The 22147-nt window shown below is 47.0% G+C and carries 15 protein-coding genes and 4 tRNA genes; 6 read left to right on the top strand and 13 right to left on the bottom strand.

Features of this window, described 5'->3' with window-relative positions:
* Nucleotides 1–199: 199 nt before the first annotated feature.
* From ACFOEE_RS18385 to murB, 7 genes are all read right to left on the bottom strand, one after another.
* Nucleotides 200–275: transfer RNA gene (locus ACFOEE_RS18385), tRNA-Thr, on the bottom strand.
* 15 nt (nucleotides 276–290) lie between these two features.
* Nucleotides 291–365, bottom strand: a tRNA-Gly gene (locus tag ACFOEE_RS18390).
* A 42-nt stretch (nucleotides 366–407) separates the two neighbouring features.
* Nucleotides 408–492: transfer RNA gene (locus tag ACFOEE_RS18395), tRNA-Tyr, on the bottom strand.
* A 26-nt stretch (nucleotides 493–518) separates the two neighbouring features.
* Nucleotides 519–594 (bottom strand) — tRNA-Thr (locus ACFOEE_RS18400).
* Nucleotides 595–715: 121 nt separating this feature from the next.
* Nucleotides 716–1417 carry a type III pantothenate kinase gene (locus ACFOEE_RS18405; RefSeq protein ID WP_377127841.1) on the bottom strand — a complete coding sequence of 234 codons (702 nt, stop codon included), beginning with the start codon at nucleotides 1415–1417 and terminating at the stop codon, nucleotides 716–718.
* A 20-nt stretch (nucleotides 1418–1437) separates the two neighbouring features.
* On the bottom strand, nucleotides 1438–2442 hold the full coding sequence (gene birA / locus ACFOEE_RS18410; RefSeq protein WP_377127844.1) for a bifunctional biotin--[acetyl-CoA-carboxylase] ligase/biotin operon repressor BirA: 1005 nt from the start codon (nucleotides 2440–2442) through the stop codon (nucleotides 1438–1440).
* Complete coding sequence (murB, locus tag ACFOEE_RS18415) at nucleotides 2432–3445, bottom strand: UDP-N-acetylmuramate dehydrogenase (protein WP_377127847.1); 1014 nt, start codon at nucleotides 3443–3445, stop codon at nucleotides 2432–2434. The genes birA and murB overlap by 11 nt, the downstream gene beginning before the upstream one ends.
* A gap of 126 nt (nucleotides 3446–3571) precedes the next feature.
* On the opposite strand from murB, the gene ACFOEE_RS18420 reads away from it, so the two are divergent.
* Together ACFOEE_RS18420 and ACFOEE_RS18425 are read left to right on the top strand one after the other, a co-directional pair.
* A complete protein-coding gene (locus tag ACFOEE_RS18420; protein ID WP_377127850.1) occupies nucleotides 3572–5428 on the top strand; it encodes a M1 family metallopeptidase in 1857 nt (618 codons plus the stop codon).
* An 86-nt stretch (nucleotides 5429–5514) separates the two neighbouring features.
* Entirely contained in the window at nucleotides 5515–6795 is a 1281-nt protein-coding gene (locus ACFOEE_RS18425; RefSeq protein ID WP_377127853.1) for a methyl-accepting chemotaxis protein, read from the top strand.
* Here ACFOEE_RS18425 and ACFOEE_RS18430 read toward each other — a convergent pair.
* Nucleotides 6772–9606 (bottom strand): ATP-binding response regulator, encoded by a 2835-nt coding sequence (locus tag ACFOEE_RS18430; RefSeq protein WP_377127856.1) that lies wholly within the window; start codon nucleotides 9604–9606, stop codon nucleotides 6772–6774. The two genes, ACFOEE_RS18425 and ACFOEE_RS18430, sit on opposite strands and share 24 nt — an antisense overlap.
* A 34-nt stretch (nucleotides 9607–9640) precedes the next feature.
* Here ACFOEE_RS18430 and ACFOEE_RS18435 point away from each other — a divergent pair, with 34 nt between their 5' ends.
* Nucleotides 9641–10273: a DNA-J related domain-containing protein gene (locus tag ACFOEE_RS18435; protein ID WP_377127859.1), complete on the top strand. Its 633-nt coding sequence runs from the start codon at nucleotides 9641–9643 to the stop codon at nucleotides 10271–10273.
* Nucleotides 10274–10368: 95 nt separating this feature from the next.
* Nucleotides 10369–11736 (top strand): M20/M25/M40 family metallo-hydrolase, encoded by a 1368-nt coding sequence (locus ACFOEE_RS18440; protein ID WP_377128042.1) that lies wholly within the window; start codon nucleotides 10369–10371, stop codon nucleotides 11734–11736.
* An 86-nt stretch (nucleotides 11737–11822) separates the two neighbouring features.
* Here ACFOEE_RS18440 and ACFOEE_RS18445 read toward each other — a convergent pair whose 3' ends face one another.
* Nucleotides 11823–14420 carry a sensor domain-containing protein gene (locus tag ACFOEE_RS18445; protein WP_377127867.1) on the bottom strand — a complete coding sequence of 866 codons (2598 nt, stop codon included), beginning with the start codon at nucleotides 14418–14420 and terminating at the stop codon, nucleotides 11823–11825.
* A 239-nt stretch (nucleotides 14421–14659) separates the two neighbouring features.
* Between ACFOEE_RS18445 and ubiD the strand changes: the two genes are divergently transcribed.
* Together ubiD and fre are read left to right on the top strand one after the other, a co-directional pair.
* Entirely contained in the window at nucleotides 14660–16135 is a 1476-nt protein-coding gene (gene ubiD, locus ACFOEE_RS18450; protein WP_377127870.1) for a 4-hydroxy-3-polyprenylbenzoate decarboxylase, read from the top strand.
* A gap of 61 nt (nucleotides 16136–16196) precedes the next feature.
* Nucleotides 16197–16907, top strand: a complete 711-nt coding sequence (gene fre / locus ACFOEE_RS18455; protein ID WP_377127873.1) for an NAD(P)H-flavin reductase — start codon at nucleotides 16197–16199, stop codon at nucleotides 16905–16907.
* A gap of 45 nt (nucleotides 16908–16952) precedes the next feature.
* Here fre and add read toward each other — a convergent pair whose 3' ends face one another.
* The 4 genes from add to hemC form a co-directional block, all read right to left on the bottom strand.
* Nucleotides 16953–17948, bottom strand: coding sequence for an adenosine deaminase (gene add / locus ACFOEE_RS18460; RefSeq protein ID WP_377127876.1), 996 nt, complete (start codon nucleotides 17946–17948; stop codon nucleotides 16953–16955).
* Nucleotides 17949–18116: 168 nt separating this feature from the next.
* Complete coding sequence (locus ACFOEE_RS18465) at nucleotides 18117–19211, bottom strand: heme biosynthesis HemY N-terminal domain-containing protein (RefSeq protein ID WP_377127879.1); 1095 nt, start codon at nucleotides 19209–19211, stop codon at nucleotides 18117–18119.
* Between the two features lie 2 nt (nucleotides 19212–19213).
* Nucleotides 19214–21184, bottom strand: coding sequence for a uroporphyrinogen-III C-methyltransferase (locus tag ACFOEE_RS18470; protein ID WP_377127882.1), 1971 nt, complete (start codon nucleotides 21182–21184; stop codon nucleotides 19214–19216).
* Between the two features lies 1 nt (nucleotide 21185).
* Nucleotides 21186–22127: a hydroxymethylbilane synthase gene (gene hemC, locus ACFOEE_RS18475; protein ID WP_377127885.1), complete on the bottom strand. Its 942-nt coding sequence runs from the start codon at nucleotides 22125–22127 to the stop codon at nucleotides 21186–21188.
* Nucleotides 22128–22147 lie beyond the last annotated feature (20 nt).

Here is a 22147-nt window from a genome sequence, read left to right on the forward strand (position 1 = left end):
CCGATTGTACCTACGTTTACGTGCGGTTTCGAACGTTCAAACTTTTCTTTTGCCATGACGGAACCTATCAGTTTTGTAGATCTAGATTACAATATAAAAATAATCCACCAAAGGCGGACTACCGTTATTCTTCAAACATTAATAGTATTAACTTTTTTCAGGACAATTTAAAGGAAGTTATTCGAGAGATTCGAAGATCTGGTGCTGATACCCAGAGTTGAACTGGGGACCTCACCCTTACCAAGGGTGCGCTCTACCGACTGAGCTATATCAGCACACCAGAAAGCTTCTGGAGCGGGCAGCGGGAATCGAACCCGCATCATCAGCTTGGAAGGCTGAGGTAATAGCCATTATACGATGCCCGCTTTAGGAACCTGTTTTAACTACCTACAACCGTCGCAATAAGGTGGTGGAGGGGGACGGATTCGAACCATCGAAGGCAGTGCCGTCAGATTTACAGTCTGATCCCTTTGGCCGCTCGGGAACCCCTCCACACAAAAGTCTTTTAGGAAGCAAAATGGTGCCGACTATCCGAGTCGAACGGATGACCTACTGATTACAAGTCAGTTGCTCTACCAACTGAGCTAAGTCGGCACTGCTTCACTACGGGGCGAGATTCTAGAGCAAGGTTTTTAGTGATGCAACAAGAATCTGCAAAAAAAACGCAAATTCCAGCTTAAGCGTTCATATTTGCAGCAATTCGTTGTTAAAACACTCAATTACCCTGCGCTAATCGCCAATAAGCTAAACCTTGCAACACAAGATCGGCAATAAATTCACTTTCGGCAACATGTTGCTGTAACAAGGCACCATAACCACCTGTACATAACACCCTAACTTCCGACTGTGGCAGAGCAAGTAAATGTATAGCTTGATACAAACAACCTAAGGTCGCTGCCAAACAGCCATTTTTTACTGCATTGGGGGTATTCTTCCCAAGCGCCAGTAAAAATGGACTGTCTTCATCTACAAAGACTTTCTGCGTATTGGCCGTTAAGCTCTTCATCATCATATCCAACCCAGGAATTATCCAGCCACCCAAGTGCTTGCCTTGCGCAGACAAGACGTCAACTGTCGTCGCAGTACCTGAGTCAATAATGATACAAGCTTGTTGTGGGTAGAGGTAATAAGCTGCGATGACCGCTAACCAACGGTCTATGCCGAGATTTTGATATTGTGGATAAGCACATTGTAATTGCCCGAGCGTTGCAGAGACTTCGGCCTCATACACAGGTACCTGCCGCGCAGTCGCCTCAGCTAAGTAAGGAGTTAAATGCTCCGACTTGCCCACCTTACCAACGACAACTTCTGTAATCGTATCCCAATCTAACTTATCGGCACTAATGGCTTGAATACCCTCTCCGTTACAGAGCGCCAGTTTTACCGCCGTATTACCCACATCAATCAAGAGTTTCATCTTTTACTTCTCGCCTCAGCCTAATCCTGCGTTGAAGTTGCCCGTAAAGACAACTCACCACCATAAAAGGCTTTTACTTCGCCATCTTGGCGCAGCAACAACGCCCCTTGATTATCAATACCTTCACAACTACCACTCCAGCTACGTTGTCCTGTGCTCAATGTAACTAACGTACCTGCAAATGCATTGAGACGATTCCACTGCGCACTCATTTGCGTAAGGCCCGACTGGCGATACTGCGCAAGCCGTTCACTTAGGCAGCCGCTTAGCACCGCAACTAACTGATTCTTATCAACCTTACCAACGGCCCCTTGCAAATCACACCAAGGTTGGTCAATTTGCAATGCACTTGGCTCAGGCATCGCAACATTTAAGCCTATGCCTATCACCAAATGACAAGGACCCTCAACCAAACCGTCTAACTCGACCAAAATACCCGCTAGCTTGCGACCATTGAGGTAAATGTCATTGGGCCACTTGAGCTGAACCTGCAAACCGTAAAGTTGCTTCAGTGCGTCGTACACCGCCAAACCTACTGCTATTGAGACGCCCATTGCGGCTTGCATGCCATCGTCTAAGCGCCAGTAATAGCTATAATAAAGATTTGCGCCAAACGGCGATTGCCACTGGCGTCCTCTGCGCCCTCGGCCCGCTTGCTGCATTTCTGCCACCAATACATGACCCGATTGCGGCGGTGTACCTTGTTGAATACGGCGCATTAACTCGGAATTGGTAGAATCCAGAATTTGCACCACTTCGAGCGCAGCTAAAGCGAAACCTGCCTGCTGTGCATAATGATGAATATGCTCTTCGTGTAATAAAGGTAAGGCATGGTTAAGGCGGTAACCTTTGCCGTTGACGGTAAAGATATCAATCCCCATATCTTGTAAGGATGCAATATGTTTGGCGATTGCCGCACGGCTGATACCTAAAGCTTGCCCTAACTCTTGGCCAGAAACAAATTCACCTTGCTTAAGTGCTTTCAAAACAGCCAATTTATTGCCTTGTGGCGCCTTACTCTGCATCTACTACGTGTCCTATAGTTACTTCTCCGGTTGCACCCAACAGCCGAACTTCATGCTCCAAGGCCACAGCAAAACGCTCAAACACTGTGCGTTGCACGTGTAGGATCACTGTATGCAATGCCTCACCTTGCCCTTCCCCACCATTGACCAACACCAAAGCTTGCTGCTCGTAAACACGGATAGTTTGCTGACAATAACCTTTTAGCCCAGCTTGCTCAATCAACCAGCCAGCGGCCAGTTTAGTATACGTCGCATCAACTGGGTAAAGCGGCATAGTTGGATGCTTAGCTTTTAAATCCGCAGCAAATTCTGCACTCACAATGGGGTTTTTAAAAAAACTACCCGCGTTTGGTAGCACTTGTGGGTCAGGTAATTTGCTTTGTCTAATCGCGATAACTGCATCACAGATTTGCTGCGCGGTCGCATTTTGCGGCAACTGTGCTAATGGCCCGTAACTCAAAGTTGGTAGCCAATGTTTGTCCAGTCGCAAACCAACGGAAGTGATCACCAAGCGGTCTTTTAATTGGTGTTTAAAAATGGAATCGCGATATGCAAATTGGCATTGTGCCCGACTCAATCGTCGCCATTCACGCCTTCCGATGTCAAACCCTTCAACGTACTCAACAAATTTTTCTAACTCAACACCATAGGCACCGATATTTTGTACTGGCGCAGCACCAACCGTGCCTGGGATTAGTGCCAAGTTTTCCAGTCCAGCCATCCCTTGCGCTAACGTCCAAAGCACCAGTTCATGCCAATTTTCCCCCGCAGCCACTTCAAGCAGGTAAGCATCGCCACGTTCCGTTACGCTGATCCCTTTATTGCGCATAAGTATCACAGTGCCCTGAAAATCTTCTAAGAAGATACTGTTACTGCCTTCGCCCAAAATATAAAAAGGCGTTTGAAACACTATCTGCTCTAGTAGTTGGATATCATCCACTGTGATCAAACGCTGACATGTGGCGGGTAACGCGAAGGTATGAAGATGTTGAAGTGGTTGCACTACAGATTCTACTGACAAATAATCTTGAGCTTAGTGTACCGCATCAACGCCTTCAACGCATCAGGATGTCATCTTAGCTGCCATCGTGTTATAAACGAGAAATTCAACCAAGATAGGTAATCCGCGATGAAACTCTCTACGCTCTCTCTCAGCTTGGCTTTAGCTGGTTTATCAGCTGTGCCTTTAGCTCAAGCACAAAATGTGGTTGCAGATAAGCATACTTATGCCAACCTTAACGAAGTGGTATCCACTCACTTATACTTAGATTTAACCGTTGATTTTGAAGACAAAGAACTACAAGGGTTCGTTGAGCACACGCTATCGTGGCAAAATAAAAATGCGCGTACTTTAGTCTTGGATACTCGCGATTTAGCCATCGATAAAGTCATGTACGAAGGCCAAGATGGTAAATGGCATCAAGCCAAATTTACTTTAGCAGCGCGCCATGCTGTCAAAGGTTCCAAACTAACCATTCAAATGCGTGAGCAAGCGCCGAAAGTCCGTATTTACTACAACAGCTTGCCGCAGGCTTCTGGCTTACAATGGTTAACGCCGGAGCAGACAGCAACTAAAACTCATCCATTTATGTACAGCCAATCACAGGCTATTCATGCGCGTAGTTGGATCCCAGTGCAAGACTCCCCAGCAATGCGTGTATCTTATCAAGCTCGTATCCAAACGCCAAAAGATGTCCGTGCGGTGATGAGTGCGGACAACACTGCCGCATTTGTTAAAGACGGTGATTATTTCTTCACTATGCCACAAGCCATTCCACCTTACTTAATTGCCATCGGCGCCGGTAACTTGGAATACAAAGAAATGTCGCACCAAACCGCGATTTTTGCTGAGCCAACCATTCTTGATGCTTCAGCTGCCGAATTTAACGACACCCAAGCCATGATAGATAAAACCAGCACTATGTATGGCGAATATGCGTGGGGCCGCTACGATTTATTGATGCTACCACCAAGCTTCCCATTCGGCGGGATGGAAAACCCTCGTTTATCTTTCATCACCCCAACCGTAGTTGCTGGCGATAAAAGCTTAGTTAACCTCATTGCCCACGAGCTGGCGCATTCATGGTCAGGCAACCTAGTGACCAACGCAACTTGGGAAGACTTGTGGTTGAACGAAGGTTTCACCTCTTATGTTGAAAACCGAATCATGGAAGCCGTTTACGGCCGCGAACGCGCCGTTATGGAACAAGCACTAGATGCTGCGGGCTTAAAAGAATTACTGACACAAATTGCAGCACCAGATACACGACTTAACCTAGAACTGCATGGCCGCGACCCAGATGATGCATTCAGCTCCGTGCCTTATACCAAAGGGCAGTTGTTCCTAATGTATCTCGAGGAAAAATTCGGCCGTGAAAAGTTCGACCCATTCGTGAAAGGCTACTTCAAGGCATTCTCATTTAAGTCAGTGACCACAGCTGAATTTGAGCAATATTTAAAAACGCATTTGTTGGAAAAATATCCAAACGTTGTCAGTGATGAGAAAATTCAGGAATGGATCCACCAAGCTGGCCTACCCACTGACGCACCAAATCCGACTTCTGACGTATTTGACAAAGTCGATGCGGAAACAAAAGCATGGTTGGCTGGTAATAAAACTTTGGCTGAACTGCCATCAAACACTTGGATAGTGCATCAGTGGCTACACTTCATCAATAATCTACCGCGTGATTTAAGCATAGAGAAAATGGCTGAGCTAGATGCTGCCTATAATCTCACCAATTCCAGCAATGCAGAAATTGCCTTTGCTTGGTTTATGCTTGCCGTAGGTAACGGTTACCAAGCCATTTATCCTGCACTTGATAACCACTTGAGCCAAATTGGTCGCCGCAAATTGATAGTGCCTTTGTACAAAGCCTTAGTTAGCCAAGGTAAACGGGATTGGGCATGGAATGTGTATCAAAAAGCTCGCCCCGGCTATCATCCACTCGCACAAGGGACTTTGGACGACTTGTTCAATAAGTAAAAAAGGGCAATTGCCCTTTTTTTGTTTGTAGCAATTCATGGCAACCTCGGCTATAACTAAAGCAATTGTTTTTTCAGGAGTTCGGCATGTTGTCTTCAAAACCGACGTGGATCTGCGTCGGCCTACAATGGCTTTGCTTAGCAATCGCTTATGTCTTATTTGCTGACAGTGCGCCGACTCTGTGGTACCTAAGTTTAGCTGTAACACCTATCATCGGTTTAGTCGCCTTTTATTATTCCAGCCAAACGTTACAAGGCAATCACCGATACCTCGACACTTTTGTCGCGGCATTATTTAGTAAAGACGGCATTGATTTATCGTTTCGCTTTGATGAACAGCAACGTAATTTACCGCGCGCTTGCTTAGCAATTAATGACAGCCTAGCTGCGATAGAACACATTATTGGTGAAGTATACGTCACTTCTTGTCGCCTTACGCCAATGGCCGATGAATTGCGCGATACTTACGCCTCAATGACGCAAAAAGCCACGATTCAACATACCCATGGCCAAGATTTGGCTGACTGTATCGGCCAAATGCTCAGCGCCTCAAGAGAGCTAGAGAATAATCTGGAACGTATTCATCACTCAGTTTCATCCGCAACTGCAGCAGTGTTGAAAACGCGTCAGGATACCGATAAAAGTCAGGAAAGCTTGGTTGAACTGGCAAACAATATTGAACAAACCAGTGAGCAAATCATCGCGCTGAAAAAAGACAGTGATGCCATCACGTCTGTAATTGATGTGATCAATGCCATTGCTGAGCAAACTAACCTACTTGCCCTCAATGCTGCAATTGAAGCAGCCCGTGCAGGCGAACAAGGGCGTGGTTTTGCTGTGGTTGCAGATGAAGTACGTAATCTTGCCGCCCGCACCAGTAAATCGACCCAAGAAGTACGTGCTATGGTCAATAAAATCCAAGCGGGCACAGATGCCGCCAACCTACGCATGCAAGCGGCATTAGAAGGAACCAAACGTACCGTTGCACTTTCCGAAGCCTCTACTAAGGAAGTGGATCAAATTGAAGACGCCATGTTAGACATCAACCATATGTCGCAACTTATTCATCAGCAAGTAATGGAACAAAAAACCATTTCTGACCAAGCACAAAGCAGTATTGAAGCTATGGTAGAACTGAATACCGACGCGTTATCCACGTCTCGCATTCAAGTGGTGTCAAACCAAGATTTACTCAATTTGGCGCACAGTATTCAAGAAAAGCTTGCGCTCTTTAAACTCAACTTCCCTAGCGCCGACACATCACCAAGGCCAATGAAAGATCGCCTCTTAGAGAAACTAGACAGCGATCCAAGTAAAAAAACTCAAGAAAAAAAAGTAGAGACCCTAGGAGACATCGAGCTGTTTTGAGTTAGCAATCAAAGCCAACTCATCACACAAAATCAGATAATAGTCCTGATAGCGGTGCTGCGCTGCGGTTTCAATGGCATGCTCAAACTCAGCTGCCGCAGCAGCAACAGTCTCGATTTGGAACACTTTCGCAGCCCCTTGCAGTTTATGACAAAGTGCCTTAACGGCTAGCCAATCCTGATTTTCAAAATGCGAGATCAAATTCATCCGCTCTTCATCAAAACTGAGGATAAAGCTGTCACGTAAATCACTCATATCGACCGAAAATACCTGTCTTTTTTCATCCGTATGCTGAAAATAGGGGGCAATCTGCTGATACATAGCAGCAGCGTCAAATGGCTTACCTAAATGGCCTGTAAAACCAATATCGAGATAATGCGCAACTTCATGGGTCATTACATTGGCCGTTAATGCAAAGACTGGCCCGCTATAACCACTTTGACGTAACAACGACAGCGCACTGATACCATCCATTTCTGGCATTTGAATATCTAATAATAGTACGTCTGGATAGCTATATAGTGCCGCTTCAACGGCAAGTTTACCATTTCCAACCGCGATGACTTCAAGCCCAAAACCTTGCAAAATGCGCACAGCTAAAGCACGATTCTCATCATGATCTTCGGCAAGCACCACAGTCCCTTTCAGCGCAGTTTGTACCGGAGTAGCAGGCAATAACACATCCTCATTTTTCACCCCTTCCATAGGTTTATAAGGTAGGGTGAGCTGAAAGCAGCTGCCTGCACCGAACTGGCTCTTAACACTGATATTACCCGCCATCATATTAGCAAGCTGCTGAGACAAGCAAAGCCCGAGCCCGCTGCCACCAAAACGCCGTGTGATGCTATTATCACCTTGCTTAAAACTTTCAAAGATCACCGCTAATTGCGTTTCGCTCATACCGATACCAGTGTCTTCTATTTGAAACACTAAATTCTGGTGCTGTACTTTAACATGCAACTTAACCCAACCATGTTCGGTAAATTTAATCGCGTTACCTAGCAGATTGACCAAGATTTGCTTTAATCTTATGTAATCTGTTTCTATCCAAAACGAGCCCGGTAATTCTTCACACACTGTAAACTCTAGCCGCTTCGCCTGCGCGGTAACAGCAAACAGTGCTTTAAGCTCACTAAGCAAAGTCGCCAAATTGAAGGTGGTTTCCTGAATTTGAAGCTGATCAGCTTCAATGCGACTAAGATCTAATACGTCATTAATTAGTTCATGTAAATGCTGACCTTGCTTCAAGATAACAGCGATACTGTCGGCCATTGCTAGATCTGAAACAGACTTTTGCTGTAGCAATTGCGCATGACCAAGAATCGCGGTTAATGGCGTGCGGATCTCATGACTCATATTGGCGAGAAATTGACTCTTCACACTATTGGCGTGCCGAAGCTCACTGGCAATACTTTGCAGTTCAAGCGTTTGCTCATTCACTTCAATGGCAAGGCGCTCGTTTGCAAGGCGCGCCACTCTGCGTACATACCAGGCAACACCGGCCGTTAATGCTAGAATTGCGATAAGCCCAATGATCACCTGACTTTGCCGCTCTTTTGTCGCCTCCAGCGCATCAAATGCTTGTTGTTGTCTGAGCTCTTTGAGTTCTAAACTAAGTTGTTGCGCCGCATAATTGTTCTCAAATTCCGTCAGTTGCTCTTTAAACTCCTGACTGCGCAATATTCTGAGTGTCGTCAGAAATTTCTCTAGCAATACCAAGCCTTGTTCGTAATTGCCTGCAGCGGCATAATCTAATGCGCTCAGCATAGTTGCATGAATTTCTTTAATTGGGTCATTAAGCTTTTTTGCGAGGCTTGAAATCAGCTTAATATCCTCTTTCAATTCGTTGAACATTCCTTGTGAGTAATACCATTTACCTCTCACCGTAGCGAGAAGTAACGCTGAAAGGTCATTTTTCGCCTGCCCTTGATAGTATTCAGCCTCTCGAATCGCTTGCTCAGCCTTATCAAAGTGACCTTCCATCATCCTTACTACAGCCAAATGGCTATAGTTGACTACCAATTGTCTTGGATCAGGTACGGTTCTGTAATACGCAATAGCTTTATCGATATGCGCAACCGCCTTATCAAATGCTCGGGTTTCCAAATAAACAACCGCGAGGTTAGAATCTACCAGACCAACACCATAGGGCAGATTTAGCTTAGTAAATAATTCTTCTGCTTCGAGTAGCATCTGTTCCGCCGTATCAAAACGATCTTGACTCACATAGACCGCACTAAGATTTACTAGGATATCGGCTCTATCATGGTCATTACCCAGTCGCTCGTAAATTTCCTGCGCTTTTAGGTAATGTTTTGCGGTTAGACTTGGGCGACCCGTATCTGCGTACACTACCCCTAAATTATTCTCTATTGACGCAATTTCCAGCGGTTGCTGTCTAAGTTTCGCTGTTTCTAACGCAGTCTTATAAAAAGATATCGCCTGCTTGTAATGACCTTGATAGTACGTGCTAACACCCAGCATTTTTTCCGCAAAAAAGCGATGTTCTTCAAGCGGATCGGGGCTTAAAGCCAGGAGTTGGTGAAAATACGGTTCGGATAAAGCGTAGTCGCCGCCACGCACCAGAGTAGATCCTACATGCTTCAATAGCTGCTTTCTTTGTTCGACTTGCAACCTTTCGTCCAACAACAGATATTCCCCCTGTTGTATGATCTGAGTTTTATCCTCAAGTGCTAAAATGGATTGCAGCACGGCTTCTAATGAAGTATTGGAGTTGGATGCTGACACGTTTGCAGTGCAGATGACGCCCAGCACAAAAATAAGTCGACACAAAAAACCTGTGTGTTCCATGAATCCTTTCCAAGTTGAGTTATAAGAGTTGCTTGTGATAACTTCACATTACACCAAGCAAGGCTTAGGAACAATGCACAACCCACTGACAGAACCGCTTTTTGAGCTATTGGCCAATGGTATTTGCTATAAAATTCATACCTTAGCAGCTCAACTTCAGCAACAAGGCAATTGGCTAACGCAGCATACCGATCCCACTCAAGATTTATTCAGGAAAAATTTTTTGCTGATGAATGCGCTCTACCAATTGCAAAACCAACTAGTAGAGCAACAGCAATTTTTGTCTATTAGCAGCACTCATATTCAACTCATCCCCATGACGTCAAACATCGTACAAGTGGAGGATGCACTACGCGACTATTATCTAGATTGGCGGCATTTCGATACAGATAATGACGTTATCACTGCGCTACTTAACAACTTTTGGCAAAGCTATCACAGCTATGGCTCGCAACTTGATGAAGTCGCATTTCAGTGCCTATGCGATGCATGGCAACTTACAGCGCCCATTACCGAAATGCAAATCCAAAAACGTTGGCGCCAACTTGCCTTGGCACACCATCCAGACCGAGAACAAGGCAATGCCGAGCAATTTCAGCGCTATCGCGAGCAGTATCTTAAATTACGCCAATATTTTTCGCAGCTTGGCGCAAAAAACCTCCGTTAGTCTTGTTGGCATTTTTTTTACGTTTTGTTAGTGCAAGAATAACCTTTTCGTATTCCGGACTTGTGATGATGAAACGTGTATTTACCACTCTGACTATGGCGCTTAGCCTAGTGACCAGCAGCGCCGTACTTGCGGCAGAATTTACCCCTGCACAACTGCAGACCGTTGCACAACTGCGTGATAAAGCGTTAAACAGCGATCTGAGCTGGCAACTCCTCACCGCTTTGACTACTGAAGTGGGTCCGCGTTTACCCGGCACAGAAAACGATAAAAAAGCCGTCGCCTGGGCACAAACACAATTCCAACAACTCGGTTTTGACAAAGTGTGGAGTGAGCCGGCCACTTTCCCAAATTGGCGCCGCTATCACGAATCCGCTAGTATTCTCACCCCTAGCGAACAGCCGCTCCACTTAACAGCACTTGGTAACAGTATCAGTACCCCTGCAGGCGGGATCAGCGCCGAAATCGTGATGTTTGAGACCTTAGATGAACTCATGGCTGCGGCTGACGGTAGTTTAACTGGCAAAATTGCTTTTATTAATTACCGCATGAACCGTGATATCGATGGTAACGGCTATGGCCCTGCAGTAAAAGCACGTAATAAAGGTGCAGTGGAAGCCGCCAAAAAAGGAGCGGTTGCCTATTTGATGCGTTCAGTCAGCACCAGCGAACACAGATTCGCCCATACCGGTGGTAGTCACTATCAACAAGGTGTGACAAAAATTCCAACCGCAGCAGTGGCCAACCCAGATGCGGATCAGTTAGCGCGTTTGGTCGCACTGGGTCATAAAGTCACAGTTAAAGTGGATATTCGTACTGAAGATTTAGGTGAAGGCACCAGTTACAACGTGATTGGCGAAATTACCGGTAGTGAGTTGCCGGAGCAATACGTACTGATTGGCGGCCATTTGGATTCTTGGGATCTAGGTACAGGTGCACTAGATGACGGAGCAGGTGTTGCGCTCACTATGGCCGCAGCCAAGCTTATTAAGGACACTCAGCGACCAAAACGCAGCGTGCGAGTGGTACTGTTTGCCGCTGAAGAACTGGGACTGTGGGGTGCCAAAGCCTATTTCAAACAGCATGAAAAACATTTACACAACATAGTTGCGGCGGCAGAATCAGACTTCGGTGCTGACGTGGTGTACGCGTTTGAATCCAATGTTCATGCTGACTCTCTACCTATTGTGCGCGCTATCGCTGCACAATTGGCGCCGCTTAATGTCCAGTATATTGCTAAAAACGAAGCTCATGGCGGACCAGACTTAATCCCGCTGGCAAAAGCCATCTCAGCGCCGATATTTGGCTTACATCAGGACGGTACTGATTACTTTGACTACCACCATACTGCGGACGATACCTTGGACAAAGTAGAGCCAAGCAAGCTTAAACAAAATACCGCCACTTATGCTGTCTTTGCGTTTATGGCTGCCGATGCACCCGCAATGATAAAAGGTAAATAGCCGACCACTCATACCCATGGCTTGGCATCACAGATGCCAAGCCCATTTAAGCATTTTTGCAACTCAATGTGCGTCAAAATAAATACTTATAACGACGCACAATCCAAACTGGACGATTTCAGATAATAGCTAAATTCACTACTTGATAGTGGTTTACTGTGTAAATAGCCCTGGGTATAAGTGCATTGGAGCGACGCCAACAGCGCTAATTGTTCAGCAGTTTCAACTCCTTCAGCGACAACTTTAAGATTTAAATTACTGGCCATGGAAATAATCGCACTCACCAATGCACAATCTTCCTGATCGTCCGGTAAATCACGAATAAACTCGCGGTCAATTTTTAGCTTAGTCAGTGGGAAGCGCTTTAAATAACTTAACGATGAATAGCCAGTGCCAAAGTCATCAATGGCAAGCTCCACCCCCATTGCTCTCAAAGTCTGCAATTGCTGCAAAATATAAACGGAATTATCAGCAAGCACTGTCTCGGTGATCTCTATGGTGAGATTGGCCGCTGGCAACCCTGTATCTCGTAAGACTTTGGCGACCAAAGACGATACATCCTGACGTTTAAACTGCGTACTAGAGACATTGACGGTGACGAAAAAATCCGTCCCATATTGCGTGACCCAATTTTTCGCGTCAGCACACGCCTGATATAACACCCATTCGCCCATCGCCACAATCAGCCCCAGTTCTTCACTGACAGGAATAAAGTCATTCGGTGATACGGCTCCAAGTAGCGGAGAATGCCAGCGCATCAGCGCCTCGCAACCAAACGTTCGTCCATCCACAGCAACGATTGGCTGGTAAACTACGCTCAATTCTCTGTTCACCAGCGCTTTATGCAATGCGCCTTCAAGTTTGCTACGCGCTTTGGCATGTTCATGCATGGCTGAGGTGTAAAATTGAAAACAATCACGGCCGTGTTCTTTGGCTTTATACATGGCACTATCAGCATTACGTAGCAGCACTTTGCGGTCACTGCCATCGTCTGGATAAAGTGTGATCCCCATACTGCCAGAGACAAAAGCTTCATGCCCTTCAAGATTAAACGGGCTATTCAAAGCCTTTAAGACTTTAGTGGCGACTTTTTCGATGTCTGAGATGGAATTGATATCCGGCAAAAGTAACGCAAACTCGTCGCCGCCAAGCCGCGCGACAGTATCTGAGCTACGCGTGCAGGCTTGGATACGATTCGCCGCTTCAATCAACAACAAATCGCCAATATGATGACCGAGCGTGTCGTTCACTGCCTTAAAGCGGTCTAAATCGATAAAACAAATGGCCAATCGCGTACCATCGCGCTGCGCACGTTGAATTTCTTGGTCAAATTTATTGTGATAATGGTGACGGTTGGCAAGACCGGTCAGATTGTCAAAGTTGGCTTGCTGCCACATCAGCTGCTCATTTTTCTTGCGCGAAGTGATGTCGTTGAACAGTGCGACATACATCTCTATCTCGCCATCCACCGCAAACACAGCTGACACAGATAACCAGCTTGGGTAGATATCACCATTTTTGCGTCGATTCCAGATCTCACCTTCCCAATGCCCTTGTTTATGTAACATGTCGTAAAGTTGCGTAAAATAGGCCGTATCGTGACGTCCTGAACTAAACAAGTCTGGTGTTTGCCCCAATACTTCGTCAGGGACAAATCCGGTGATCTCAGTAAAGGCGCGATTGACCAATTGAATACGATTATGCTTATCGGAAACCAGCACCCCTTCATTGGTCGTCGCAAATACCGTACTAGCCAGTCTAAGTTCACGCTCTGCGGCCACGCGCTGAGTGATATCACGAATAATGTACAGCACCCCTTGCTGCTGACCTAACTTAGTCACAACAGGTTCGCAGCGCACTTCCACTGGGAAAGTGCGTGAACCTATGGTCAATTCAGTTTCTTCAATCGAATCAAGCTGGATACGCCATCTTGTAGGAAACTGCATCAATTCCACAAGCTGCTTACCAACCACCTCACCGGCAAATTCAGCATAGACTTTTTGGTTAGCTGACAACACACGCTGTTTGTCATCGGTAAACAGTAAGTAATCATCAAATGCGTTAAAAATGGCTTTTAACGTAGAGCTGTCTTGCTCTGCGGTGCGCTTTGCATCGCGTAAGCGAAAGGCAAACACCCCTAACGTTAACGACGAGCTTAATAACACCAACACCACGATATACATCAAAATCCATTTAACGGTGTTGGCTTCGACAATTTCTTGGGTTTGAATTGCCACTTGCTGCTCTAAGTTGGCCTGATAATGCCAAAGCTCCTGCTGCAAGTCCCGCTCGGCGCTAATATCCTGAATGATGGACAACAAGTAAACTCGGTTATCAATTTCCAACGGGCTGGAAAACACATTAACGGTTTTTATGCTGCCGTCCGCCAATTGATGCTGAAAAATAAAGTAATTCCGCCCTTCGTTGGCAGCTGCCAAACGTTCATTGGCGACTTGTTCTGGCGTCAGTTGATTGATCTGCTGAATGGTTTTATTACTAAACTGCTGTTCGTTGTAGCCATAAAACTGCTGCGCCGCACGATTGGCGGCAATAATTTTACCGCTCGCGGGTTCAATCACCAGCATCACAGCACTGTGTTCCTGAAAGGTTTGCATAGGAATGGTAAACGCGTTGGCAACCACGGCAAACAGCATAAGCCAAAGGCTTAGTAAAATTTTTTTCAAGCCTAACCCCCGAACTGATGGATTACCGCAGACTTGCGCTTGCAGTGCCAGATCCTAACAGTTCGTTATATCTGAATATTGCGCAACATCAAACAAAAGTTTTTCGCGCACCAAACGCATACTTTACTCAGTGTAGCAAGTTCAGAGAAACTGGCAATCCGGTAAGAGCACTGGCGAAAAGCTACCTTCCGAGCGTAGAGTTGCTACAATAGAGCAACTCTACGCTCGGAAGCCTTATTATGAAATATAAAGACTTACGTGATTTTATCGCCCTTTTGGAAAAACAGGGTGAATTGGTACGGATCAAACATCCCGTGTCTACTAAGTTAGAAATGACAGAAATCGCTGACCGCACGCTGCGTGCAGGTGGTCCGGCACTCTTATTCGAAAACCCAATTGGCTATGACATTCCGGTCCTTGCTAACCTATTTGGCACCCCCAAACGCGTGGCGATGGGCATGGGTCAAGACGATGTTGGTGCTTTGCGAGAAGTGGGCAAATTGCTGGCTCTACTCAAAGAACCCGAACCACCTAAGGGTCTTAGAGAAGCGTTTGAGCAAATTCCAGTGTTCAAACAAGTGCTCAATATGCCGGTTAAAGAACTGCGCAAAGCCCCTTGTCAGGAAATCGTCAAAACGGGTGATGAAGTTGATTTAACCCAACTCCCGATTCAACATTGTTGGCCTGGTGATGCGGCACCGCTCATCACTTGGGGTTTAACTGTGACCAAAGGGCCACATAAAAAGCGCCAAAACCTCGGTATTTATCGCCAGCAGCTGCTCGGTAAAAATAAGATCATTATGCGCTGGCTGTCGCATCGTGGTGGTGCGTTAGATTTTCGTGAGTGGTGTCAGCTGCATCCAGGTGAGCCTTATCCTGTTTCGGTTGCGCTCGGTGCCGATCCAGCGACCATACTTGGTGCTGTCACTCCGGTACCTGACACGCTCAGCGAATATGCGTTTGCAGGTTTATTACGTGGCAGTAAAACGGAAGTGGTGAAATCCATTTCCAATGACTTACAAGTGCCAGCCAGTGCCGAAATCATTCTCGAAGGCTATATCATGCCGGGCGAAACCGCGCCTGAAGGCCCGTATGGCGACCATACCGGTTATTATAACGAGGTCGATGAATTTCCAGTGATGACAGTCACTCACCTCACCCATCGTGAAAACCCGATTTATCACAGCACCTATACCGGTCGACCACCAGATGAGCCAGCTATCCTCGGTGTGGCACTAAACGAAGTATTTGTGCCAATTTTACAAAAGCAGTTTCCGGAAATTGTCGATTTTTATCTGCCACCGGAAGGCTGCTCTTATCGTATGGCTGTCGTCACCATAAAAAAACAATACCCTGGTCATGCTAAACGCGTGATGCTTGGGGTGTGGTCGTTCTTACGGCAATTTATGTACACCAAGTTTGTCATTGTGTGTGACGATGATGTCAATGCCCGCGACTGGAATGATGTGATTTGGGCCATTACCACGCGTATGGACCCGACTCGCGATACGACATTAATTGACCATACACCTATCGACTATTTGGATTTTGCTTCACCAGTCTCGGGTTTAGGTTCGAAGATGGGGCTTGATGCCACCAATAAATGGCCGGGCGAAACCACCCGCGAATGGGGCACACCGATTGTCATGGATGAGGCGGTAAAACAAAAGGTCGACGAAATGTGGGACAGCTTAGGGATTTTTCCAAAACGCTAACAGATGTGATAGAGTGCTTGCCAAGATTGGCGGCACTGATGTGCTTAAAACAAGGTTCGAGATGCAAACATTACATGCTTCGGTAACGGCCATAACCCCGCTTACTGAATTCGTTTTTAAAGTACTGTTAAAGCCCAGTGCGCCAGCGTTATTTGAAGCCGGTCAGTATTTACAACTAGTACTGGCTGAAAAAGATAAACGCGCTTTTTCTATTGCCAGTAAACCATCACAAACTGGTGAGTTAGAGCTCCACATTGGTGCTGGCGCTGCAGATTCTTACGCGATGCAGGCACTGGAGTTTTTACGCCAGGCACGTCAGCAACAACAATCCGTTACGCTAGAAGTTGGCCTAGGTAATGCGCAGTGGCAAACCACTGACCGCCCTGTAGTATTGTTAGCCGGTGGCACTGGATTTTCATACGTTAAATCAATTGCTGATCATCTAGCCGAAATCGGCTACGACCAACCCGTATTCTTCTACTGGGGTGTCAAAGTTGAAAGCGCACTGTACGCCAAAGCTGAAATGGAAGCTTGGGCGGCTGCACGCAAGAATTTCCAATTTATTCCTGTGGTTGAAACCCCACAAGGAGAATGGCACGGCCACACTGGCTTTGTTCACCACGCAGTAATGAAAGATATCGTGTCACTTGAACCCTATTCAGTCTACATGGCGGGTCGTTTTGACATGATAGGGCTTGTTCGAGATGACTTTATGGCGCAGGGTGCTGAGCGTCAGTTTATGCATGCTGACGCATTCGCGTTTATCAAATAAATGCCTTGTAGATGAAAAAGGCAGTGATTCACTGCCTTTTTGCTGTTACTGCTTTTTCGCCAGCAGTGCTTTTTTATCACTCTCGCTCAAAAACGCAATCTCCAATGCGTTACGCTGCGCTTGTTCGCAATCCGCGGTACTGAGCCCAGCTGCCACTGCAGCATGCGTAAACTCATGTTGTAGTTCTATGCCTTGTACTGCCGGGTCATCGGTATTGATACAGGCCAGAATCCCATGCTCAAGGAAACGCTTCAGTGGATGAACGGCTAACGAGGCCACTGTGCTAGTTTGAATGTTACTGGTTAGGCATGACTCGATACCAATCCGCTTATCACGCAAATAATCCATTAGTTTAGGGTCGTGAATCGCATTGACGCCATGGCCGATACGCGTTGCACCTAACTCATTGATAGCCTGCCAGATACTCTCGGCACCTTTTGCCTCACCAGCATGTACTGTCACACCTAAATATGCATCTTGTACACGCTTAAAATGAGTGCGGAACAACTCACCAGGAAAGCCATGCTCGTCCCCTGCTAAATCAACTGCAACCATATCATTCTTATGGGCCAAGATAGCATCTAATTCAGCCACGCATTTTTCCACGCCAAAAGTGCGCGACATGATACCAATTAAATTGACCGCAATGCCGAGCTCTTTACTTGCTGCGCGCACCCCATCGACGACCGCTTCTACCACACCTTGCGGGTGTAAATTGTGGTTCATCGCCATGTAATAAGGGCTAAAACGCAGCTCTGTGTAGTCAATACCTTGTGCTTTGGCATCTGCCACATTTTCAACAGCAATACGGCGACAAGCGTCGTAATCACCCAGCACCTTGACTCCCCAATCGAGCTTGCTTAAAAATGCCATCAGATCAGGCGCGTTATCTTGCACTTGCACAAACGGCAGCAAAGTTTCCACGGAATCAGCCGGTAAAGCGAGATTAAATTTACGCCCCAACTCCAGTATGGTCGTTGCACGGACATTGCCATCAAGATGACGGTGAAGATCGAGTAACGGTAACTTTGAACTGAACATAGAGCCTCGCTTTTTTTAGCTAAAATTTCGCGGATCATACGCCGCTTGCGAAAGAATTCAAGGACATCTGTCCATTGTTAGCCGAGATTCGGTAATCTGCAAGGTGGGAAGAAAAACAGCTTGGCACCATGCAGTGCCAAGCCTGACATCAAACCATAAGCCTGATATTTATAACTCGATGCAACAAGCCTGCTCAAAGCGACCTGCGGCCATATAGGCCTTTTTCTGTAGCGGACGCCACAGCTTAGGCACAGTAGTTAGGCTACTAAAAATCTTACTGGCGAGTTCGGCATCTTGGTTCGCCCATGCCAACCCCGCTAAGCTGAGTAGCAACTCAGGTTGTTTGCTATCACGTTTTAACTCAGCTTGTACTTGCTGCTGTAGACTGAGTGAACCTTGACTTTGAATGTGGCTAAGCACTTGCGACAATTCACTATAACGCGTCTTTTTTAGCCATTTTTGTAGTGTTGCTTCATGCTTACTTATCTGGCCTGCTGCCACTTCGGCTTGTAAATAACTCACCTCAGCTAAACTTTGCAAGGCTTTTGGCAATGCTTGCCACAATGCACTCAGTTGTTCATTTGGACACGCTTTAAACCAGCTCGCCAGCTTGGTCTGCCAATCCTCATCACTGTAAGCTTGGCGTTTTATTAATTTCTGTAGCTGTGCACCGAGTAAAGACCAGCACTCTGCCTTTATGAGCGCCTCGGCATAGCGCAATACACTATAATCACTGGCGCCCTTACTATTGGCGACCGTTGCTAATTGCTCTAACGCCTCATCACGTTGGTCGATTGCGACCCATAACGCGGCGGTATGACCATCCAAAGGTAAAGCTTGCAACTGAGTTTGCGCCCGTAATTTATCACCACGTTGGCTAGCCGCTTTCACCAGTGCCGCCTGACGTAAAGTTTGGTAATGGCTTGGTAACTCAGCTCGTTGCCACAACCGCTCTACCCCAGCCCAATCACCATGCAACATCGCCCAAAGGCCATCGTGTAAAACTTGTTGTTGACGCCCCGAGCGGCGTCCACGCCAATGTCTTGAAGGCGCGCGCAATACCCGCCAACCATACAGGGCGACTTTAGCCACTAACCACAGCGCCGCCACAGTCACCAATAGCAAAACCGCAAACGCCACAATACTGCCTTCAATGGTCGTTTGACCAAAAGCAATAAGCACATAGCCTTTGTCACCGATAAACCAATGTGAAAAAGCCAGTACCACAGCGACCAATAAAAAATATAAGAGGACACGGATCATAATCACAAACCTCGCACTACAGCCGGTGAAGCCAGTTCAAGGTTGGTATCGAAGTGCAACGTTATCCCAGCCAAACGTTGCAGTTCAGCCAATACGCTTTGCACTGCGGTGTCTTTGCTATCGTAATGGGTTTGCAAGTGCGCGTGTGCAGCATTTAGCGCAGCAAAAAACACGCTGGCTTGCTTTTCCAGCAACGCCGCTTGCGCTGTGCTCAGGTGAATACTTAACTCATGACGCAACAAACGCTGCTCGGTGTCGTTGAGCAGCGGTGCAATTGTCGCGCTTTCGCGGGTTCTGATCTTAATAAAATCATCTACTAAACGCTGCCAACTACGCGCTAAATTGGCGCGCCAGTCAGAAAGCTGAGGGCTCAACTCTGTTCCTTCAACGGCGGCAGGTTGTGGCAATGCAAGCTGCAATAGTGGCAGCTTCGCCGCTTGCTGTTGCAACGCTTGCAGAGCGATATAGTGTGCCTCTACAGGCGCGTTTGGTTTTGCACGTAACTGATTAATATCTTGCGAAATCGCCACTTGTAGTGGTTGTGATTGAGGCAAGGTTTCAGCAATTGCTTGCATACGTTGCAATACCGTCAGTGCGCCTTGCCAATCTTGTTCTAATGTTACTTTAAACGGCAACAAACGTGCTAAATAGGTGAGCTCACTTTGTAACAGCAATTGATTTGGTGCCGCTGCGTTTTCCTGCCATGCGGCAATTTGCGCACTGAGTTGTTGTCGCTCTGCAGCAAGAGTATCTGCGACACTTCGCTGGGCATTTTGCCACTCGCTTTTGAAACCAGCCAACTGTTGCTGTTGTGCTGCAAGTTGCTGCTGCAACGCCGCATTATCATTGGCTTGCTGTTGTAACTGAGCTTGCAAATAACTCACTGACTGCTGACCTTGCCAAACCAGCGCACCACTGGCGGCTAAACCCGTGATGCCGACAAGCAATGCCAACACGGCTAATTTGCTGATTTTTTGTGTGGCGGGCACTACAGCCGCTGAAACTGGGGCAGAAGATTGTTCACTCATAGTGTGTTCCAAACTGGGCCGCGCAGGTGCGGCGCTAAAATCCTGATGTTGGCTCGCAACCTCTGGCTGCGAAAGCGCGGTGTCCTGTAATGATGTCTCTTGAGCGTTTAGCGACTCGTCAATAGCTAAGTGCGGCTCGCTGCTCTGAGAAAGCTCAGTTTCAGCATCCAGCTCACTGGTTTGCTCATCCGCAACACTTGTCTGCATCGCATTACGTGCCGCTAATACCGCAATGAACATAGCTTCATCGCCAGCACCTTGGCTGACTTGGCAAAGCTCGGGCGCTACGGCATGGTGCTGTTGCAAGTGCGTGGCGATACGCGCACTGGCCACCACAAATTGACGGGTGCGTAACCAGCTCAACTTGGGGCTGTCGTGGCTATTAAAAATCGCATCGACGGCAGCAATACTCGTCACCACTATACCGTCTATTTCGCTATGCTGCCAGTGGTCTAACCAGTCGTTGGCATTTTCTGCCAATGCCACGCGCTCATACACTACACATTGATTGAGCAGCGCGCCGCGAATTTTCAATTGTTTGGCTAAATCAGGTCGGCCACCTTGACCTTTGATAATCACCACAGGTTTTTGCTCAACTTGCTGTAATGCGCTCAGAGCCAGCATACCCTCGGTATCATGTTGCTCTGGAACGAGCGCTGTAACCGCAAAGTGCTGATAAAGCGCTTCTGCGGTGGTGCTCCCCACCGCAATACATGTTGCCGTTGTCGGCAATTGCGCCAGGCATGATTTAAGCCCGAGCACCGCATCTTGGGAAATAAATATGATTATTTCCGCTTCGTTAAGCGTGGCAAGCTCGATGGTACTTGGCGTCACGTAGTGAATACCAAGCACTGGGGTGTGACTGACTTTAAAACTGGCCGCTTGTAAATTGCTAACCAATTCGTCCCCTTTTCCTTGTGGTCGAGTCACCAAAATATGTTTCATACTAGGCCTTTGCGCCGTATACCGCAGCCAAAATGGTATCTGCGCCCATGCTCAGTAAGGTTTCGGCAAGATTAACGCCGAGCTGTTCTGCTTGTGCGACTGCGCCTTTAACTTCTGCCGTCAAGATTTGGCTGCCATCGACCGCGCCTACTAATCCGCGCAGCCATACTTCATCACCTTGTACTTCAGCATAGGCACCAATTGGCACCTGACAACCGCCTTCTAAGCGACGGTTCATGGCGCGCTCGGCATTGACGCGAATGCGTGTGACTTGGTGCTCAAGCGGCGCGAGCAAAGCCTTGGTACGCGCATCGTTAATGCGACATTCAATCCCAACCGCACCTTGACCATTGGCAGGTAAAGATTGCTCTGGCGTGATGTAAGAGCGGATCCGCTCTGGCATAGCTAAACGGATCAGGCCTGCAGCAGCTAAGATAATGGCATCAAACTCACCCGCATCTAATTTAGCTAAGCGTGTATTAACATTACCACGGAGATCTTTAATCACTAAATCTGGACGTAGTGCGCGAATTTGGCATTGGCGACGTAAACTTGAGGTGCCAACTACCGCACCCAAAGGTAACTCATCTAGGCTGGCAAATTGATTAGATACAAACGCATCACGCGGATCTTCACGTTCACAAATGGTGTGTAGCTCTAGCCCTTCAGGAAATTCGACTGGCACATCTTTCATAGAGTGCACCGCAATATCGGCACGGCCATCTAACATGGCCTGCTCAAGTTCTTTAACAAATAAGCCTTTGCCACCAATTTTTGCCAATGGCGTATCAAGAATAATATCGCCTTGAGTGGTCATCGGCACCAACTCAACCACAAGCCCAGGGTGGTGCTTTTCTAATTCGGCTTTCACAAATTCGGCTTGCCACAGCGCCAGCGCGCTTTTACGGGTTGCGATACGTAGTGGTGTGGTATGTTGTGTCATGTGTAACCTTTTGTTTTATA

The organism is Pseudoalteromonas fenneropenaei (genome assembly GCF_042643375.1).
GTDB classification, from domain to species: Bacteria; Pseudomonadota; Gammaproteobacteria; order Enterobacterales; family Alteromonadaceae; genus Pseudoalteromonas; species Pseudoalteromonas fenneropenaei.

Coding starts and splice junctions, on each gene's coding strand:
- ACFOEE_RS18470 (WP_377127882.1), bottom strand. CDS start 21,184: ATGAAACATATTTTGGTGACTCGACCACAAGGAAAAGGGGACGAATTG.
- ACFOEE_RS18420 (WP_377127850.1), top strand. CDS start 3,572: ATGAAACTCTCTACGCTCTCTCTCAGCTTGGCTTTAGCTGGTTTATCA.
- fre (WP_377127873.1), top strand. CDS start 16,197: ATGCAAACATTACATGCTTCGGTAACGGCCATAACCCCGCTTACTGAA.
- hemC (WP_377127885.1), bottom strand. CDS start 22,127: ATGACACAACATACCACACCACTACGTATCGCAACCCGTAAAAGCGCG.
- ACFOEE_RS18405 (WP_377127841.1), bottom strand. CDS start 1,417: ATGAAACTCTTGATTGATGTGGGTAATACGGCGGTAAAACTGGCGCTC.
- ACFOEE_RS18465 (WP_377127879.1), bottom strand. CDS start 19,211: ATGATCCGTGTCCTCTTATATTTTTTATTGGTCGCTGTGGTACTGGCT.
- ACFOEE_RS18430 (WP_377127856.1), bottom strand. CDS start 9,606: ATGGAACACACAGGTTTTTTGTGTCGACTTATTTTTGTGCTGGGCGTC.
- ubiD (WP_377127870.1), top strand. CDS start 14,660: ATGAAATATAAAGACTTACGTGATTTTATCGCCCTTTTGGAAAAACAG.
- ACFOEE_RS18440 (WP_377128042.1), top strand. CDS start 10,369: ATGGCGCTTAGCCTAGTGACCAGCAGCGCCGTACTTGCGGCAGAATTT.
- ACFOEE_RS18425 (WP_377127853.1), top strand. CDS start 5,515: ATGTTGTCTTCAAAACCGACGTGGATCTGCGTCGGCCTACAATGGCTT.
- birA (WP_377127844.1), bottom strand. CDS start 2,442: ATGCAGAGTAAGGCGCCACAAGGCAATAAATTGGCTGTTTTGAAAGCA.
- add (WP_377127876.1), bottom strand. CDS start 17,948: ATGTTCAGTTCAAAGTTACCGTTACTCGATCTTCACCGTCATCTTGAT.